The sequence below is a fragment of the Oliverpabstia intestinalis genome (assembly GCF_009696065.1).
Classification (GTDB): Bacteria; Bacillota; Clostridia; order Lachnospirales; family Lachnospiraceae; genus Oliverpabstia; species Oliverpabstia intestinalis.
The window spans coordinates 22960-42136 of the sequence record NZ_VUMS01000001.1; the positions used below are offsets into that span (position 1 = coordinate 22960).

Genomic DNA, 19177 nt, shown 5'->3' on the forward strand with positions numbered 1-19177 from the left:
GTGAATCAGTACAATTAAAGATTTCATATCGGCCGCTGTATCGGAACCGTCCGGTCGGCGGCTGATTTTGAATAGAGATACTGATGAACGGAAGGAGGATCACTTTTGAACACAACAAAGAAAAAAGGGTTTGTTTATACGTTAAAAAAGAATAAAGTGGCATATGCATACGTCGCACCGTTTTATATTTTATTCGCTATCTTCGGTCTGTTTCCTATTGTAGCCGGATTTGGTCTGAGCTTTTTCAGATGGGATGGCATCGGTCCGATGCATTTTAATGGTGTTACAAATTATATTAATTTGTTTAAAGACAGTCTGTTCTGGAAAGCTTTATCAAACACACTGTTAATCGGTATTCTGGCACATATTCCGATCCTGCTTGGAGGTCTTGCACTGGCTTATATCCTGAACTCCAAACTGGTAGAAGGTGAAAACATCTTTAAGACCATTTACTTCATGCCTATGGTAACCAGTTCTGTTGCTATTTCTATTATTTTCCAGAATTTGTTTGGAAATAACTATGGTATCATCAACTGGTTTTTAAGTTTGTTTGGACAGAAAGCTATCAACTGGCTTGGCGGAGACGGAAGTCTGATCAAAGTTGCCGTAATCGTGATGTTTGCATGGAAATGGGTAGGATGGAACATGGTTATCTATCTGGCCGGTATGCAGGGTATCAGTGGTGATATCTATGAAGCAGCCAAGATCGACGGTGCTTCCGACACAAGAGTTATGTTCAGCATTGTTATCCCGCTGTTAAAACCAATCATCGTATTTACAATCGTACAGTCCAGTATCGGTATGTTCAACCTGTTCACAGAACCGTTCATCCTGACAAACTCCAGCTGGACCGGTGGCGTAAATAATGGTGGTTTGACATTGATGATGTATCTGTTAAATAAAGCACCACAGGGTGGTAACTCTTATGGATATGCATCTGCATGTGCATATGTAATCACAATTATGATCGTAATTATCTCTGTATTCGTTAATAAATTTTCAGAGGAGAAAGATGAGGGAAGGAGGAAATACGGTAAATGAAAACACTTTTAATTGGAATCTTAATAATAGCCGTTGTTTTAGCAGTAATTTCCAAAATCCATCCGATAGGAAAGAAAGTATCCCTGTATATTGTACTTGGATTTATCGCATTGATCATGTTGATTCCGTTCTACATGATGTTCGTTATGGCAACACATACAACCAGTGAAATTTATTCTTTTCCTCCTGCAATGTGGTTCGGAACGAATATAGTAACTAACCTGAAAAATATGATTCAGGCAGTAAACTTCCCGCTGTCCTTCCTGAATAGCTGTATTGTGACTTTTGGAAATGTTATCCTGGTATTATTTTTCTGTTCTATCGGAGGATATGCTTTCGCAGTATATCAGTTTCCGGGAAGAAAAGTTCTCTTTGCAGTACTGCTGGGAACTATGATGGTTCCGTGGACAGCAGGTATTATTCCATGGTTTATCATGATGTCAAAACTTGGCTGGCTGAATAGCTTCCAGGCGTTGATCATCCCGAGTTGTGCCAATGCGTTTGGCATTTTCTGGATGAGGCAGTATTGTCAGAATAATGTACCGGTATCATTGGTAGAAGCAGCGCGAATCGACGGATGTAGTGAGTGGACAATCTTTTTCCGTGTTATTGCTCCGATCCTGAAACCTGCTTATGCTTCTCTGGGTATTATGCAGTTCGTAAACGTATGGAATGACTTCATGCAGCCTCTGATGATCCTGAGAAGACCGGAAAAAATGACTCTGCCGCTGATGCTGAAGACCATGGTTGGTGACCGTGGTACCGACTACGGCGCACTGATGTTTGCAAGTACCTGCGCGGTTCTGCCGCTGTTGATCGCATTCTTAAGTGCATCCAAGTTCTTCATGTCAGGTCTGACATCCGGCGCAGTAAAAGAATAATAACTAGACATAATGTATTGATAAAAAGTGAGGTAATCTTATGGAAATTGTAAATGGCGAAAGACTGGTATTGGGGACCTGTTATTACCCGGAACACTGGGACGAAAGTCTCTGGCGTGACGACCTGAAAAGAATGCTGGAAAACGGCATCGAAGTAATCCGAATCGCAGAATTTGCATGGAGCAAGATCGAGCGGTACGAAGGTGTATTCAACTATGATTTCTTTGACAGATTTCTGGATGTAGCTGCTGATATGGGTATGAAAGTGATCTTTTGTACCCCGACAGCTACGCCGCCGGCCTGGCTGACCGAGAAATATCCGGAAGTTCTGAATGCAAACATGGACGGTGTTCTGTACCGTCATGGCGGAAGAAGACATTACAACTACAACTCTCCGAAATACCAGGAACTGACCAGAATCATTGTGGAAAAATCTGCATCTCATTATGCAAAACATCCGGCAATCATTGGATGGCAGATCGACAACGAGATCAACTGTGAGAAAAATGAGTTCTATTCTGAGAGTGATACCATCGCTTTCCGCAAATTTCTGATGGAAAAATACGGAAGCATTGATGCACTGAACGAAGCATGGGGAACCAACTTCTGGAATCAGACATACAACAGCTTTGAGGAAGTGTATGTGCCAAGAACCACTCTGAGCAACAACACCAACCCTCATGAAGTATTGGATTATACCAGATTCGTATCTGACAGCGCATGCAAATTCGCAAAACTGCAGAGCGATATCATTCGTAAATACATCAAACCGGGTGATTTTATCACCACCAACGGTCTGTTCGGCAACCTGGACAACCAGAGAATGACAAACGAGAGTCTGGATTTTATCACATATGATTCTTATCCGAACTTTGCTTATTGTCTGGATGCGTACAACAAGGATAACTTCCTGAAAGACCGTATGTGGAGCCGTAACCTGTCTGAGGTTCGTGCGGTATCCAAAAACTTCGGTATCATGGAACAGCAGTCCGGAGCAAACGGATGGAACACCGGTATGGCAGCTCCGACTCCAAAGCCGGGACAGATGACCCTGTGGACCATGCAGAGTGTGGCACATGGTGCAGACTATGTCAGCTATTTCCGCTGGAGAACCTGTACTTACGGTACCGAGATATACTGGCATGGTATCCTGGATTATTCCGGAAGAGACAACCGCAGACTGGCAGAAGTTAAATCGGTTCATGAGAAATTCCAGAAACTGTCTGAGCTTGCAGGCTCCAAGTATGAAGCAAAAGTTGGTTTCCTGAAAGACTATGACAACACATGGGACAGCCAGCTGGATGTATGGCATGAAAAAGTAGAGTGGAAGAGCCAGCTTGGCATCTTCGAAGCTGCACAGAGAACCCATACACCGATGGATTATATCTATCTGCGCGACGATGTAACCGCAGAAGACCTGAAACCATATAGCGTACTGTTCTACCCGCATCCGGTACTGATCTCAGAGGAGAGAAAAGTCGTACTGGAAGAGTATGTAAAGAATGGCGGCTGCCTGGTTCTGGGCTGCAGAAGCGGATACAAAGATATGTACGGCCGTTGTGTCATGGACAAACTGCCGGGCAAATTTGCCGAGATGAGTGGTGTGGATATTCCGGAATACACACTGGTATCCCCGGACAACAAAGATATCGTGATCGACTGGGATGGCACGAAGCTGGAAGCTGCTGTATTTAACGATCAGCTGGCAGCAGTGGGTGAACATGCAGAAGTTCTTGGAAGATACGAGAACTGCTATTATGCAGGAGAACCTGGACTGATTAAGAATACTTACGGAGAAGGAACCGTATATTACTTCGGCGCAGCATTCTCAGAAGAAACAGCAGAAGTATTTCTGGAGAAACTGGGTGTGAAAGATCCATACAAAGCAAAACTGGAGATCCCGGAAACCTGCGAACTGGCTGTAAGAAAGAAAGACGATACCGAGTATTGCTTCGTTCTGAACTACAAAGACGCAGAAGCCGAGATCCAGGTCAAAGAAGAGATGACGGATCTGTATACAGGTGAAAAAGTGAGCGGTACGGTTGTGCTGAAACCGTTTGAGGTAAGAGTACTGAAATAAGGGTGTGAAAAGAGGCGGTGGAAAGAAAATCCATCGCCTCTTGAAAAATGAGATAGACAAAAAAATCAGCAGGTGTTAATATAACTGCAAAGCATACTATTTCCATTCATTGAGGAATTCAATTATCATTTCTAAAAACATATCTTGATGCCATATTCGGAGAAGTCTCAATGCTTTTATATATTTCCAGAAGATAACAAATACACCGATTACAATATCAGAAGAAGAGGAAGAAATTGATGTGTGTCAGGCAGTAGATGAAATGATCGAAGACGGAAGAAAAATTCGTAGAAGAGATGGAAAAAGTCATGAAAGATATTCCTGTTTTGACGGAAACGTTGTACACTGGGTTATAAGAGAAGCTGTACAAATGTAGTAGTTATCGGGAGGTAGAAAGTTATGGAGTTTCAGGCAAAATGGATCCGGACTTCGGAAGAGACCGGTGGGGTGTGTCCGGTTTTTCGAAAGGGATGGAAAACAGAAAAGGAAGTAGAACGTGCGACGTTATATCTGACAGCGCTGGGTGTGTATGAGGCACATCTGAACGGAAAAAGAGTTGGAAATTATGTGCTGGCACCGGGATGGACGGCTTATGATAAAAGATTGCAGTATCAGGAATATGACATTACAGATCTGGTGGTAGAGGAAAATGAACTTATTGTAACACTTGGGAAAGGGTGGTTTCGCTCCCCGATGCCCGGATGGCAGGACACACCTGACAAGCTGCAAAGAATGGGTCGTCCGGGAGGTATTCTTGGAGAAGTGCATATTGTATACATGGATGGAAGCGAAGAAGTAATCGTAACGGATCAGAGCTGGACATGGGGAGAAAGCAGGGTTCGTTTCAGTGAGATTTACGACGGGGAGTTCTGTGATGCCACTTTTGTGACAAAAGAGTGGAATACAGTAAAAGAATTCGCATGGTCAAAAGAGATTCTGATCCCGCAGGAAGGGGAAGAGATCCGGGAGCAGGAAGTGGTGGCAGCAAAATCTGTTTTCCGCACCCCGGCGGGAGAGCTGGTCGTGGATTTTGGACAGGAGATTACCGGATATGTGGAATTTACCGTAGATGCCCATGCAGGTGACCGGATCCATATTCTTCACGGAGAAGTGTTGGATGCAGAAGGAAATTTCTACAATGCAAATTACAGAAGTGCAAAAGCGGAGATAAATTATATCTGCAGCGAGGGAACACAGACCTGGCATCCTGCGCTGACGTTCTTTGGTTTCCGATACCTTTTGCTGGACGAATTTCCGGGAGAAGCAACGCCGGAACAGTTCCGGGGAATCGCAGTATATTCCAACATCCGAAAAACCGGTGAAATCCGGACTTCGGATCTGGCTCTGAATCAGCTGATCTCCAATATTTTCTGGGGTCAGAGAGACAACTTCCTGGATGTGCCGACCGACTGCCCGCAGCGCGATGAACGACTTGGCTGGACCGGGGATGCGCAGGTATTTACCAAAACAGCAAGCTATAATTTTGATGTGGAACGGTTCTTTACGAAATGGCTGCACGATCTGGCAGCGGATCAGATGGAGGACGGCGCAGTAGGTCATGTGGTTCCGGATTATCTGGTTGGCGGAAATGCCAGCGCTGCTTGGGCGGATGCGGCGACGATCTGTCCGTGGCAGATCTACCAGACTTATGGCAATTCACAGATCTTAAAAGATCAGTTTAACAGCATGAAAAAATGGGTGGATTATGTGACGAATCACACAACAACCCCAAATCTGTGGACCGGTGGAGAACACTTCGGTGACTGGCTCGGGCTGGATGCACTGCAGGGAAGCTATAAGGGATCGAGCAGAGAAGAGTTTATTGCGTCTGCATTCTATGCACATTCCACAGAACTTGTAATAAAGGCAGGACGTGTGATCGGAGAAGATGTAGCGGCTTATGAAAAGCTTCATGAAAAAATTGTGGAGACCTTCCGAAACACGTATCCGGAGTACCGGACACAGACGGAACATATTCTGGCGGTACAGTTCGGGCTGGCAGAAGACTGTCAGAAAACAGCGGATGCACTGGCACAGATGATCAAAAAAGACGGCTGTCAGATGCGGACAGGATTCGTCGGAACACCGTATATCCTGCATGTGCTGAGCGATTATGGACATACGGATCTTGCCTATACGCTGTTATGCAGAAAAGAATACCCATCCTGGCTCTATGCCGTAGGAAAAGGTGCGACAACCATCTGGGAACACTGGGATGGCATTATGGAAAACGGAGAATTCTGGAGTACAGATATGAATTCATTTAATCACTATGCATATGGATCTGTGGCAGACTGGATTTATGAGCAGGCGGCAGGCATCCAGACGGTGGAGGAACATCCGGGATTTGAAGTGGCACGGATTCAGCCGAAGCCGGGAAATCAGCTGAAATGGCTGGGAGCATCGATTGAGACCAGACATGGAAAGATCAGTTCCCGGTGGACGCACACAGACGGTGCGATTCGGTACGAGATTGTAACACCGGTTCCGGCGCAGATTGTGATCGGAAAAAAAGAATATGCTGTGGGGCCAGGAAGCTACATTTTCTGGGAATAACAGAATAGAGTAAAATGTGAGAAAACGGATTGCTGTATCAATAAAAACTGCAGCAGTCCGTTTTTGTTGTGTTACATATCAGAAATTGGTCCAGTGGATTAATTTTGATTATTATATCCTTGCGCAGAAACCGGATTTGAGATAAAATGTTTAAAAGGTTTAAAATAAACCATTGCAAATTGAACTGTTAAAACAGTTACGAGGAACAGACAGGGGGCTTCTACATGAATGTAAAATCCATAGATATCGCCAGGGCACTTGGCATCTCTAAATCCACTGTATCTCTGGCATTGAATGGAAAACCGGGCGTGAGTGAACAGACACGACAGGAAGTCCTCGCATGTAAGAAACAGCTGGAAGAGCATGGGGCAGTGCCGACGGGAATGTTTTCGAGACAGCCGGAACAAAGAAAAAGACAGCAGATCAAGATTGTCAAAATTACAAATGGAATGAAAAATATACAGGGAGCTGAGCTGGATCTCTGGACAGATGTGAATCAGGTATTTGAGAAAAATCTGCAAGCAAATGGATATTCGCTTGGATTACTGTATGCAGATTTCAGGGAGGAAGATCAGTCCCGCATGATTGCCGAATGTAATGCGGATGATGTGGCGGGTGTAATTATTTTCGGAACGGAATTAAAACAGGAAAACAGTCCGTTGCTTGACGGAATCCGAAAACCGCTGGTGATTTACGATGCGGCGCCGGACATTGAAAAATATCCGGTGATTCTGATCGATAACCGTCAGGGAGTAGAACTTGCGGTGAACGAACTTCTGGCGAAAGGAAATACAGATATTCAGTATCTGTGTAATCCATTACCGATGTATAATTATCTGAGCCGGCGCAGAGGTTTTCAGGAAATTATGAAACAGAAGGGGCTGGGAGATGCTTCTGATCGTATCATCAATACGGGAAGCAGTATAGAAGAAGTTCATCAGATGATGCGAGAGTATCTAAAAACAGCAAAGCTGCCTCAGGCATATATTATGGAGAGCTATCATGTTTCCATGGGAACGATTATGGCAATGCATGATTTGAATATTCGTATTCCGGAAGATGTGAGTCTGATCGGTATTGATGCTCTGCCAAGTTTTCTCACCGGAGGCATTGATATGACAAGTATCCGTGTCCCCCATACAGAAAGAGCATACTGGGCAATACAGTTGTTATTGAAGGAAATAGAACATCCGGTAAAAGAAAAATGTAAGTTGTATACAAATTGTGTGTTTGTAGATGGTGAAACAGTTAAGAAAAGATAAAAGAGAACAGCAAGTGAAAAAGTTCAGATTCCGTGTGGGAAGCTGAACTTTTTTCTTACTTTACAGGAAATTGCTTTCCTGTAAAGTAAGAAACGCTCCGCGAGGATGTACCGAGGCACGTACTTAGTTCTATGGACAATGAGCAAAGACATATATTTACAGGAAAAGTTGAAAATAAAAATGAAAAGGTTTAAAATATAAACAAAAATAAACATGAATTTAAATAAAAGAGGAAGAATATGAGAAGATACAATTATGAAAAACAGGTGGAAAAATGGGATGTTCTGGAAGTGACTGTAGAAGGTCATTCTGATAAGAACCCATTTGTAGATTATGAGATTCAAGGAATCTTTACAGGAAAACATGAGACAGTAACTGTGGACGGATTTTATGACGGAGAAGGTGTGTACAAAGTAAGATATATGCCGTCTTTCGTGGAATTATATACATTCGAAGTGACAGGGAGCGCGATAGACGGGGAAGTGCTCACCGGGAAATTTCAGGTAACACCGGCGAGCGAGGAAAATCACGGACCGATCCGTGTGGCAAATACCTATCATTTTGCCTACGAAGACGGAACGCCGTATTATTCCATCGGCACAACCTGTTATGTGTGGGATCTGCAGTCAGATGAAACGAGTGAAATAAGATAAGTAACCTGTTTGTGGAAAAGTTACATAATAGTGAGCAATCAGAGAATGATACAGACAGAAAAATACTGGAAGTAAGAAAAAGTATCCGCAAAGTACTTCGCTATGATGAAGTTTATATTCCAAGGAACTCCTTATGTGTGGGCAGAGCGCGGTTTCAGATGCTGCAGTCAAAAGGTATTTTGCCCCTGAAAAAGAGGCGTCATTGCTTTTATGTGAAGAACATCACAGAGAGCAATGGCGCTTTTTGAATTGGCAGGAAAAAGGCCTTTTCTTTGTTATTAAGTAGTCACATCAGATATACCAGATGTAGTGACATAGAAAGATGAAACACGATATGTTGATAAAAAATATTGTTACATGAGAAAAGTTCGTTAAAATAACGACAAATAGCGCTAAAATAAAATATTTATTGTGCAAAATAATAAAATAAAGTATAATAGTGATAATGACATCTGTATAAAATGCAAAAGTGAACGGCAGCAATATGGAGGTTGAAACTGCGGTTTGCGCAAAACTGTTCAGAGGGGAAACTGAACAGGTACGGAAAGTTATCGAAATCAAAAAAGAAAAGGGCAATGAAGTGAAAGGAGGAAACTACATGCTGGATCAATCTTATTACCAGAAAACGGATGAGATTATCGAACACTACGGCCGCAAGGCAGCTTCCCTGATTCCGATCATGCAGGATATTCAGGCAGAATATCGTTATCTGCCGGGAGAACTGCTTACTTATGTGGCGAAAGAGATCGGAGTCAAAGAGGCAAAAGCCTACAGCGTGGCAACATTCTATGAAAACTTTTCCTTTGAACCGAAAGGAAAGTATGTGATCAAAGTCTGCGACGGAACTGCCTGCCATGTAAGAAAATCCATGCCGGTAAAAGAAGCTCTGATGAAAGAGCTGGGACTCAGTAATAAGAAACACACAACGGATGATATGTTATTTACCGTAGAGACCGTATCCTGTCTGGGGGCCTGTGGACTGGCGCCGACTCTGACGGTCAATGATGAAGTACATCCTAAGATGACGCCGGAAAAAGCTATTGAGCTGTTAAATGAATTGAGAGGAGAAAGCGTATGAGTATAAATTGCCGTGAAGATCTGTTGAACAGACAGGCAAAGGTAAATGAAGAAATCAAATCGTATACCTGTCGCGTTCTTGTCTGTTCCGGTACCGGCTGTATCGCATCCGGTGCTCAGAAAATTTATGAAGAAATGGAAATTCTGTGTCGGGATATCGATGGTGTTACCGTAGAGATGCAGAAAGATGTTCCGCATATCGGTGTGATCAAAACCGGTTGTCAGGGTCTGTGTGAACTGGGACCTCTGATGCGTATCGAACCATATAACTATCAGTATGTACATGTACAGCCGGAAGACTGTAAAGAGATCGTGGAGCGCACGATCCTGGAAGGACAGCCGGTAGAGAGACTGTTCTACCGTGATCATGAGACCGTCTGTCCGCATCCGGACGATATTCCGTTCCTGAATCAGCAGACACGTATCGTTCTGGAAAACTGTGGAAAGATCGACGCAGAGTCGATTGACGAATATATCGCAGCCGGTGGATATCAGGCACTGGCCAAAGCACTTGGCTCCATGACCCCGCAGGATGTTATCGAAGAAGTTACAAAATCAGGACTTCGTGGACGTGGCGGTGCGGGATTCCCTGCAGGAAAAAAATGGTCACAGGTAGCTCGTCAGAAAGAAAAAGTACGATATGTGGTGTGTAACGGTGATGAGGGTGATCCGGGTGCGTTCATGGATGGCTCTGTAATGGAAGGTGATCCGTATAAGATGATCGAAGGTATGACCATCGCCGCTTATGCAGTAGGTGCAGAAGACGGATATATCTACGTGCGTGCAGAGTATCCATTATCCGTAAAACGTCTGCGCATGGCGATCGAACAGGCAGAGGCAAATGGTCTGTTAGGTGATCATATCCTTGGTTCGGATGTGAACTTCCATCTGCATATCAACCGTGGTGCAGGTGCTTTTGTATGTGGTGAGGGATCGGCTCTGACGGCATCCATCGAAGGAAACAGAGGTATGCCGCGTGTAAAACCACCGCGTACCGTTGAAAAAGGTCTGTGGGAAAAACCGACCGTGCTGAATAACGTAGAAACATATGCCAATGTACCGAAGATCATTCTGGAAGGTGCAGACTGGTTCCGTACCATCGGTACCGAGGGAAGCCCGGGAACAAAGACATTCTCTCTGACCGGTGCCATTGAAAATACCGGTCTGATCGAAGTACCTATGGGAACAACGCTTCGTCATATTATTTATGATATCGGCGGCGGACTCAAGAGTGGTGCTGCTTTCAAGGGCGTACAGATCGGCGGACCGTCCGGCGGATGTCTGATCCTGGATCAGCTGGATGCGCCTCTGGACTTTGATTCGGTAAAGAAACTGGATGCCATCATGGGATCCGGTGGACTGGTAGTCATGGATGAAAACACCTGTATGGTAGAAGTAGCCCGTTTCTTTATGAACTTTACCCAGCGTGAAAGCTGTGGAAAATGTGTTCCGTGCCGAGAGGGAACCAAACGTATGCTGGAGATCCTGGAGCGGATCGTAGACGGCAAGGGTGAGATGTCAGATCTCGATGAGCTGGAAGAACTGGCGCACATGGTACAGAGTATGGCTCTGTGCGGTCTTGGAAAGAGTGCACCGCTTCCGGTCATCAGTACCCTGAACCGGTTCCGCGACGAATACGTTGAACATATCCGTGATAAAAAGTGCCACGCAAAAGTATGTACGGCTCTGCGTCAGTTCCATATCAATTCCGAGTTCTGTATCGGCTGTGGAAAATGTGCGAAGAACTGTCCGGCGGGAGCGATTACCGGAGCTATCAAGCATCCGCATCAGATCGACAATAATCTGTGTATCAAGTGTGGTGCCTGTAAAGATAACTGTAACTTTAATGCAGTATATGTGGAAATGTAGGAAGGAGGGTGTCTTATGAGTCATATGATCATCGATGGAAGAAAAGTTGAATTTACGGATGAGAAAAATGTCCTGTCAGTGATCCGAAAGGCGGGTATCAATATCCCGACACTGTGTTACCACTCCGAGCTTTCCACATTTGGTGCCTGTCGTCTGTGTACCGTGGAAGATGACAGAGGAAAGATGTTTGCATCCTGTTCGGAAGAGCCGAGAGACGGCATGGTGATCCATACCAATTCCGGACGTATCAGAAAATACAGAAAACTCATCGTGGAACTGCTTCTGGCAGCACACTGCCGTGACTGTACCACCTGTGTAAAGAGTGGAGAATGTGTTCTGCAGGAACTGGCACATCGTCTGGGGGTTGAAAATGTCCGGTTCCAGAATACGAGAGAACAGAGAGAACTGGATCTGAGTTCCCCGTCTCTGGTGAGAGATCCGAATAAATGTATCCTTTGTGGAAACTGTGTCCGCGCCTGTGAAGAACTGCAGGGTATCGGTGCTCTTGGATTTGCATTCCGTGGTACCGAAGCGATGGTTATGCCGGCATTTGACCGGAAGATTTCCACAACGGACTGTGTAAACTGTGGTCAGTGTAGAGTATTCTGTCCGACCGGAGCTATTTCTATCCGAACCAATATGGATGAAGTGTGGGAAGCTCTGGCAGATCCGAATGTGCGCGTGGTAGCTCAGGTAGCACCGGCTGTCCGTGTTGCAGTGGGAGATCATTATGGTCTGACCAAAGGAAAAAGCGTGATGGGCAAGATCGTCAATGCCCTGCACCTGATGGGATTTGATGAAGTATACGATACTTCCTTCAGTGCGGATCTGACGATCATGGAAGAGAGTGCGGAGTTCCTTGACAGAATCAAAAAAGGAGAAAAACTTCCGTTACTGACTTCCTGCTGTCCGGCATGGGTCAAATTCGTAACCGATCAGTACAAAGATTATATTCCGAACCTGTCCACCTGCCGTTCTCCGCAGGGAATGCTTTCCGCAGTCATCAAAGAGTATTTCCGTGATCCGGAGCATGCAAAGGGGAAGAAAACTGTTATGGTTTCCATCATGCCATGTACTGCGAAGAAGGCGGAAGCTGTTCGTCCGAATAGTTTTACCAAGGGAGAACAGGATACAGATATCGTTATCACAACCACAGAGCTGCTTCGTATGATCGACAACTTTGGTATCAAATTCTCGCTTCTTGAACCGGAAGCCTGTGATATGCCGTTTGGATTTGGTTCCGGCGGCGGTGTGATCTTCGGTGTAACCGGTGGTGTGACTGAGGCGGTTCTTCGTCGTCTGACCAAAGACCACAGCAAGGAAGCGATGCATGAGATCGCAGAAAGCGGTGTCCGTGGAGACGAAGGTATCAAAGAGTTCTCTGTAGATTATCAGGGAACCGAAATCAAGATCTGTGTAGCCAGTGGGCTTGCCAATGCGAGAAAAGTTATGGATCAGGTAAAGAACGGAGAAAAAGAATATCATCTGATCGAAATCATGGCCTGTCGTCGTGGCTGTATCATGGGAGGCGGACAGCCGACCAGAGCCGGTGACAGAACAAAATCACTCCGTGCGAAAGGTCTGTACAACGCAGATAATACAACGATCATCAAGAAATCCGATGAGAACCCGCTGGTTCAGGAACTGTACGCCGGATTATTAAAAGGCAAAGAACATGAACTGTTACATAACGAAAGTTATGAATAAACTGGTATCATAATATTATAGGAAAACTCCTGGAACTATTCCGTATTTGCATAGGTAGATGTAGGCGGAACTATTGAATTCTGACAGGGTGAATGCTATCATTTTTAAGAGTACTATCAAAAAGAAAACCTATGAAAAATGTATAACGGAAGATCAGGAGGAAAAATGAGAGGACTGTATTCATCCAAGACAGAAATCAGACACAAAATATTTACGGAGATTGCCCGTATGGCATACGAAGAGCAATCTCCGGAGGAGGTACTGGAAGAACTTCCATATAAGATCATCCCGGGAGAGGTTGCAACTTACAGAGACAGTATTTTTCTGGAGCGGGCAGTCGTTGGTGAGCGTCTGCGTGTGGCAATGGGAATGTCGCTGAGAAAAATCACAGAGCATGCGCCAATCTCCAAAGGTGTGGAACCCAGTATTATAGAAGAAAAATATTACGAACCGCCGCTTATCAATGTGATCAAATTCGCCTGCAATGCCTGTCCGGAGAAGAGAGTCATGACAACAGAAGGATGTCAGGGCTGTCTGGAACATCCATGCGTGGAGGTCTGTCCGAAGAAGGCTGTCCATATGGAAGGTGGAAGATCTCATATTGATGAGTCTTCATGTATCAAATGTGGAAAGTGCGTGGAAGCCTGTCCGTATAATGCGATCATCAAACAGGAGCGTCCATGTACAAAAGCATGCGGAATGAATGCGATTGGTTCCGATGAATATGGAAGAGCGGAGATCGATCAGGAGAAATGTGTATCCTGCGGTCAGTGTCTGGTAAGCTGTCCGTTCAGTGCCATTGTGGATAAGGGGCAGATTTTTCAGACGATCATGGCGATAAAGAGTGAGACACCGGTTTATGCGATTCTTGCGCCGGCGATCGCAGGTCAGTTCCAGGATATGAAAAATACAAAGATCCGTGGCGCTTTTCAGGCACTGGGATTTACCGATGTGAGAGAAGTTGCGATCGGAGCGGATCTGTGTACGGTGGAAGAAGCAAAGGATTTTCTGGAAGAAGTTCCGGAAAAACTGCCGTTCATGGCAACATCCTGTTGCCCGTCCTGGTCTATGATGGCGAAAAAACTGTTCCCGGAACAGGCAAAATGCATTTCCATGGCGCTGACGCCGATGGTTCTGACTGCGCGACTGATCAAACAGAAAGAACCGGACTGCAAGATCGTCTTTGTTGGTCCGTGTGCAGCGAAAAAACTGGAGGCAAGCCGGAAGAGTATCCGCAGTTATGTGGATTTTGTATTGACATTTGAGGAAGTTGCCGGAATGTTTGATGCGAAAGGTGTGGACTGGAAGGATATTCCGGAAGGCGAACCTTTATTCCGTGCAAGTGCAGATGGACGCGGTTTTGCAGTCAGCGGAGGGGTTGCACAGGCTGTCGTACATGCGGTAAAACGGATCGATCCGGAACGGGAAGTCAAAGTGGTCAATGCAGAAGGTCTGCAGAACTGCAAGAAGATGCTCCAGATGGCGAAAGCCGGTAAGTACAATGGCTATCTGCTGGAAGGAATGGCATGTCCTGGAGGATGTGTGGCCGGAGCAGGTACGCTGCAGGTGGTAAAGAAAGCAGCAGCAGCGCTGGAAAAGATGAAAGGTGAAGCGTCCTTTACAGAATCTTCCGACTCCAAATATCAGTCAAGACTGGAGAGTCTGGAAAAGTTTGATGTGGAATAACATACAGATACTACAGCTACAGAGAGCAGAATTTTCTGCTCTCTGTATTGAAAAGAAGCAGGCACAGAAAGTGCAGATATAAGGGAGTGAGTGGAACATGAACAGAATTGCCGTGATTGGAATTATCGTGGAAGAACCACAGGAAGTCGAGAAACTCAACCAGCTGCTTCATGAATATGGAAGTTATATTATAGGAAGAATGGGGATTCCCTACCGGGAGAGAAAGATCCATGTGATCAGCATCGCGATGGATGCGCCACAGGATACGATCAATGCCCTGACCGGCAAGATCGGAAGACTGGAAGGAATCTCGGCAAAAGCAGTTTACTCGAAATAGGAGACATGCATGAACAGAGACATACTGAGTAAGATCGAACAAGAGCAGATGATCAGCCGTGAGGAGCTGGAAGAACTGCTGACGACAACCGATCAGGAACTGATCGAGGAACTGTACCGGCGGGCGAGAGCGACAGCCGGGAAATATTATGGAAAAGAGATCTACCTGAGGGGGCTGATCGAATTTACCAATTATTGCAAAAATAACTGTTATTACTGTGGAATCCGCTGTGGCAATGAAAAAGCGGAGAGATATCGGCTGACCATGGATCAGATCCTCTCGTGCTGTGAAAGCGGATGGGAACTGGGTTTTCGGACCTTTGTACTCCAGGGAGGAGAAGATCCTTATTATACCGATGAGCGGATTTGTACGATTACAAAAGAAATCAAGAAACGATATCCGGACTGTGCGGTGACGTTATCGATCGGAGAGAAAGAACGGGCAAGCTATCAGGCGTATTTTGACGCGGGGGCTGACAGGTATCTGCTTCGGCATGAGACGGCAGATGAAGTGCATTATCAGAAACTTCATCCGTCACAGATGTCACTGGCACACAGAAAAGAGTGTCTGAGGGAACTGAAGGAGATCGGATATCAGACAGGGTGTGGCTTTATGGTAGGATCGCCGGGACAGACGCTGGATACCTTATATGAGGATCTGGTGTTTATCAAAGAACTCCAACCGGAGATGGTGGGAATCGGACCGTTTATTCCCCATCAGGATACCCCATTTGCAGAAGAAAAGGCAGGAACGCTGGAAGATACCTTACGGCTTCTGGCAATCATCCGGCTGATTCATCCGATGGTACTGTTGCCATCCACCACTGCACTCGGAACGATCCATCCGATGGGAAGAGAAAAGGGTATTCTGGCAGGAGCCAACGTGGTGATGCCAAACCTGTCACCGATTCAGGTGAGGGACAAATACCAGCTGTATGACAATAAAATCTGTACGGGCGAAGAAGCGGCAGAGTGCCGCGGCTGTCTGGAACGGCGCATAGCTGCGATTGGTTATCAGTGTGTGACAGATCGCGGAGACAGTGCAATGTGCCGATGAAAAACAAGAAAGAAATACTAATTGGGAAGATTGCGGAAATCTGTCTGCGGGATCCGAATGGAATCACAGAAGACCCGGCAGCCTGACCAAAAAGAAAGGAAGAGAGACGTTATGTATAATCCGAAATCGTTAAAAGCCGAGGAATTTATCTCAGATGAAGAGATCAGAGAGACCCTGGCTTATGCAGATGCAAATAAAGATAATATAGAACTGATTGACCAGATCCTTGCGAAAGCAAAGGAATGCAAAGGACTGACACACAGAGAGGCTTCTGTGTTGCTGGCCTGTGAGATGCCGGACAAGATTCAGGAAATGTATGAACTTGCGGCAGAGATTAAAAAAGAATTTTACGGAAACCGGATCGTGCTTTTTGCACCGTTGTATCTGTCCAATTACTGTATCAACGGCTGTGTATACTGTCCGTATCATAAAAAGAATACACATATCGCCCGGAAAAAACTGACCCAGGAAGAGATTGTAAAAGAAGTGACAGCTCTGCAGGATATGGGACATAAACGACTGGCGATCGAGGCAGGAGAAGATCCGGAAAACAATCCGATCGAATATATTCTGGAATCTATCAAAACGATTTACAGTATCAAACATAAAAACGGAGCCATCCGCCGTGTGAACGTAAATATTGCGGCGACCACCGTGGAAAATTATCGAAAATTAAAAGAAGCCGGAATCGGAACTTATATTCTGTTCCAGGAAACATATCACAAAAAGAGCTACGAAGAACTGCATCCGAAGGGACCGAAACACAACTATGCATATCATACCGAAGCCATGGACCGTGCGATGGAAGGTGGTATCGATGATGTGGGTCTTGGTGTGCTGTTTGGACTGGAGCTTTATCGTTATGAATTTGCGGGGCTTTTGATGCACGCAGAACATCTGGAAGCTGTACACGGTGTGGGACCGCATACGATCAGTGTACCACGTATCAAACATGCGGACGATATCGATCCAACGGTATTTGATAACAGTATCAGTGATGACATTTTTGCAAAAATCTGCGCGCTGATCCGTATCGCAGTGCCGTATACCGGTATGATCATCTCTACCAGAGAGAGTCAGGCAGTTCGTGAAAAAGTACTTCCGTTGGGTGTCTCTCAGATCAGTGGTGCGTCAAAGACGAGTGTTGGTGGATACGATACACCGGAGACGGAAGATGAAGTGACTTCCGCACAGTTTGATGTCAGTGACCAGAGGACATTGGATGAGATCGTACGGTGGTTAATGGAGATGGGAGATATCCCGAGTTTCTGTACTGCCTGCTACCGCGCCGGAAGAACCGGCGACCGTTTTATGTCCCTGTGCAAGAGCAAACAGATCCTCAACTGTTGTCATCCGAATGCACTGATGACATTGATGGAGTATCTCCAGGATTATGCTTCACCAAAGACAAAAGAAATCGGTATGAAACTGATCGAAAAAGAACTGGACAATATCCCGAGTGAGAAAGTCCGCAGAATCGCAGAAGAACACCTGCGGGATATCGAAAACGGACAGAGAGATTTCCGGTTCTAAAAAGAAAAAATGGCTGTCACAGCCGGGGAATATGACACAGCAGACAACAACTGCAAAGGCGCAGGGTTTGTTTGCTGTGTCTGTTATGTTATGGAGACAATGAGCCAAAGACCATAATGGAAGAACAGAAATAATCATAATGAAATTAGTTTACATAAAGTGAAAAATAAATATCGAAGTGACAAAAAAGAAACAAAAGGAGGAACACAGATGGGTACAACATTACAGGAAACGCCTTCCGGCAACCGGCTTCATATAGGTATATTTGGAAAAACAAACAGCGGAAAGTCTGCCTTTATCAATGCATTTTCCGGACAGTCTGTCTCCATCGTGGCAGACGTAAAGGGAACCACCACCGATCCGGTCTACAAGGCGATGGAGATCGCACCGCTTGGTCCGTGCGTGTTGATCGATACGGCGGGATTTGACGATGAGGGAGAACTGGGAGCCATGCGGATGGAAAAGACGGCGCTGGCTGCACAGAAAACGGAACTGGCACTGATAGTATTTGCATCCGAAGACATGGAAAAGGAACTGGAGTGGTTTCGGTATTTTCAGGAAAAAAAGACACCGGTGATTCCGGTGGTAAGTAAAAGCGATCTTCGTTCAGATGAAGAAAATCAGGAATTTGCAGAAAAACTCAGAGAACAGACGAAAGAGAAAGTCTGCATCGTGAGCGCAAAAACCGGTGCGGGAATCGCAGAACTGAAAGAGTGGATGATCCGTATGGTTCCTGAAGACTTCGGCGGCCGGACGATCACCGGGGATCTGATATCCGAGGGAGAGGTTGTCCTCCTGGTAATGCCCCAGGACATCCAGGCACCCAAAGGTCGCCTGATCCTCCCACAGGTACAGACGATGCGGGAACTGCTGGATAAAAAATGTATTGTTTTAAGTACCACCACCGACAAACTGGTGGAAGCCCTGGATCAGCTGAAAAATCCCCCAAAACTGATCATCACCGATTCTCAGGTCTTCGACTACGTCTATGATCACAAACCTACAGAAAGCCTGCTCACCTCTTTCTCTGTCCTCTTCGCCGACTACAAAGGCGACCTGGACTACTACAAAGAGGGAGCCAAAAAACTGATGAACCTCTCCTCCGATTCCCGGGTCCTGATCGCCGAATGCTGCACCCATGCACCACTGAAAGAAGACATCGGCAGAGAAAAGATCCCGCGGATGCTGAAGAAAAAATACGGCGAAACCCTGAAAGTAACTGTCGTAAGCGGCACCGACTACCCCAAAGACCTGACCCCATATGATCTGATCATCCAGTGCGGCGCCTGCATGTTCAACCGCAAATACGTCCTCCACCGCATCCAACAGGCAAAAGACCAGGGCGTGGCAATGACCAACTATGGCGTAGCCATCGCTCAATTAAAAGGTATCTTGGACAAAATTGTCTGCTAAAGTAAAAACAAAAATACTTTTACAAG

15 protein-coding genes are annotated in these 19177 nt (G+C 45.6%); all 15 read left to right on the forward strand.

Features of this window, described 5'->3' with window-relative positions:
* Positions 1–105 precede the first annotated feature (105 nt).
* The 15 genes from FYJ57_RS00140 to hydF all read left to right on the forward strand — a co-directional run bounded on the left by FYJ57_RS00140 (position 106) and on the right by hydF (position 19151).
* A complete protein-coding gene (locus FYJ57_RS00140) occupies positions 106–1041 on the forward strand; it encodes a carbohydrate ABC transporter permease (protein ID WP_117523182.1) in 936 nt (311 codons plus the stop codon).
* The gene (locus tag FYJ57_RS00145; RefSeq protein WP_117523180.1) at positions 1038–1922 is read left to right on the forward strand and encodes a carbohydrate ABC transporter permease; all 885 of its coding nucleotides are present in this window, start codon (positions 1038–1040) and stop codon (positions 1920–1922) included. The genes FYJ57_RS00140 and FYJ57_RS00145 overlap by 4 nt, the downstream gene beginning before the upstream one ends.
* Before the next feature lie 40 nt (positions 1923–1962).
* Positions 1963–4002, forward strand: a complete 2040-nt coding sequence (locus FYJ57_RS00150; RefSeq protein ID WP_154431077.1) for a beta-galactosidase — start codon at positions 1963–1965, stop codon at positions 4000–4002.
* A 241-nt stretch (positions 4003–4243) separates the two neighbouring features.
* Positions 4244–4378, forward strand: a complete 135-nt coding sequence (locus FYJ57_RS15615; protein WP_262525537.1) for a hypothetical protein — start codon at positions 4244–4246, stop codon at positions 4376–4378.
* A gap of 23 nt (positions 4379–4401) precedes the next feature.
* Positions 4402–6558, forward strand: coding sequence for an alpha-L-rhamnosidase (locus FYJ57_RS00155; protein ID WP_154431078.1), 2157 nt, complete (start codon positions 4402–4404; stop codon positions 6556–6558).
* A 224-nt stretch (positions 6559–6782) separates the two neighbouring features.
* Positions 6783–7820 carry a LacI family DNA-binding transcriptional regulator gene (locus FYJ57_RS00160; protein ID WP_154431079.1) on the forward strand — a complete coding sequence of 346 codons (1038 nt, stop codon included), beginning with the start codon at positions 6783–6785 and terminating at the stop codon, positions 7818–7820.
* Between the two features lie 239 nt (positions 7821–8059).
* Positions 8060–8473, forward strand: a complete 414-nt coding sequence (locus tag FYJ57_RS00165; protein WP_154431080.1) for a DUF5060 domain-containing protein — start codon at positions 8060–8062, stop codon at positions 8471–8473.
* Positions 8474–9071: 598 nt separating this feature from the next.
* The gene (locus FYJ57_RS00170; protein WP_022399207.1) at positions 9072–9551 is read left to right on the forward strand and encodes a complex I 24 kDa subunit family protein; all 480 of its coding nucleotides are present in this window, start codon (positions 9072–9074) and stop codon (positions 9549–9551) included.
* Positions 9548–11419 (forward strand): NADH-quinone oxidoreductase subunit NuoF, encoded by a 1872-nt coding sequence (locus tag FYJ57_RS00175; RefSeq protein ID WP_022171336.1) that lies wholly within the window; start codon positions 9548–9550, stop codon positions 11417–11419. Before FYJ57_RS00170 ends, FYJ57_RS00175 begins: the two co-directional genes overlap by 4 nt.
* Positions 11420–11434: 15 nt before the next feature.
* Complete coding sequence (locus FYJ57_RS00180) at positions 11435–13126, forward strand: [FeFe] hydrogenase, group A (protein WP_154431081.1); 1692 nt, start codon at positions 11435–11437, stop codon at positions 13124–13126.
* Between the two features lie 165 nt (positions 13127–13291).
* Positions 13292–14812 (forward strand): 4Fe-4S dicluster domain-containing protein, encoded by a 1521-nt coding sequence (locus FYJ57_RS00185; RefSeq protein ID WP_022171338.1) that lies wholly within the window; start codon positions 13292–13294, stop codon positions 14810–14812.
* 97 nt (positions 14813–14909) lie between these two features.
* Positions 14910–15149, forward strand: a complete 240-nt coding sequence (locus tag FYJ57_RS00190; protein ID WP_022171339.1) for a TM1266 family iron-only hydrogenase system putative regulator — start codon at positions 14910–14912, stop codon at positions 15147–15149.
* Positions 15150–15158: 9 nt separating this feature from the next.
* A complete protein-coding gene (gene hydE / locus FYJ57_RS00195) occupies positions 15159–16205 on the forward strand; it encodes a [FeFe] hydrogenase H-cluster radical SAM maturase HydE (RefSeq protein ID WP_154431082.1) in 1047 nt (348 codons plus the stop codon).
* Positions 16206–16316: 111 nt separating this feature from the next.
* The gene (hydG, locus tag FYJ57_RS00200; protein ID WP_154431083.1) at positions 16317–17738 is read left to right on the forward strand and encodes a [FeFe] hydrogenase H-cluster radical SAM maturase HydG; all 1422 of its coding nucleotides are present in this window, start codon (positions 16317–16319) and stop codon (positions 17736–17738) included.
* A gap of 210 nt (positions 17739–17948) precedes the next feature.
* A complete protein-coding gene (gene hydF / locus FYJ57_RS00205) occupies positions 17949–19151 on the forward strand; it encodes a [FeFe] hydrogenase H-cluster maturation GTPase HydF (protein ID WP_154431084.1) in 1203 nt (400 codons plus the stop codon).
* Positions 19152–19177: the final 26 nt, after the last annotated feature.

Coding starts and splice junctions, on each gene's coding strand:
- FYJ57_RS00145 (WP_117523180.1), top strand. CDS start 1,038: ATGAAAACACTTTTAATTGGAATCTTAATAATAGCCGTTGTTTTAGCA.
- FYJ57_RS00150 (WP_154431077.1), top strand. CDS start 1,963: ATGGAAATTGTAAATGGCGAAAGACTGGTATTGGGGACCTGTTATTAC.
- FYJ57_RS00155 (WP_154431078.1), top strand. CDS start 4,402: ATGGAGTTTCAGGCAAAATGGATCCGGACTTCGGAAGAGACCGGTGGG.
- FYJ57_RS00160 (WP_154431079.1), top strand. CDS start 6,783: ATGAATGTAAAATCCATAGATATCGCCAGGGCACTTGGCATCTCTAAA.
- FYJ57_RS00165 (WP_154431080.1), top strand. CDS start 8,060: ATGAGAAGATACAATTATGAAAAACAGGTGGAAAAATGGGATGTTCTG.
- FYJ57_RS00170 (WP_022399207.1), top strand. CDS start 9,072: ATGCTGGATCAATCTTATTACCAGAAAACGGATGAGATTATCGAACAC.
- FYJ57_RS00175 (WP_022171336.1), top strand. CDS start 9,548: ATGAGTATAAATTGCCGTGAAGATCTGTTGAACAGACAGGCAAAGGTA.
- FYJ57_RS00180 (WP_154431081.1), top strand. CDS start 11,435: ATGAGTCATATGATCATCGATGGAAGAAAAGTTGAATTTACGGATGAG.
- FYJ57_RS00185 (WP_022171338.1), top strand. CDS start 13,292: ATGAGAGGACTGTATTCATCCAAGACAGAAATCAGACACAAAATATTT.
- FYJ57_RS00190 (WP_022171339.1), top strand. CDS start 14,910: ATGAACAGAATTGCCGTGATTGGAATTATCGTGGAAGAACCACAGGAA.
- hydE (WP_154431082.1), top strand. CDS start 15,159: ATGAACAGAGACATACTGAGTAAGATCGAACAAGAGCAGATGATCAGC.
- hydG (WP_154431083.1), top strand. CDS start 16,317: ATGTATAATCCGAAATCGTTAAAAGCCGAGGAATTTATCTCAGATGAA.
- hydF (WP_154431084.1), top strand. CDS start 17,949: ATGGGTACAACATTACAGGAAACGCCTTCCGGCAACCGGCTTCATATA.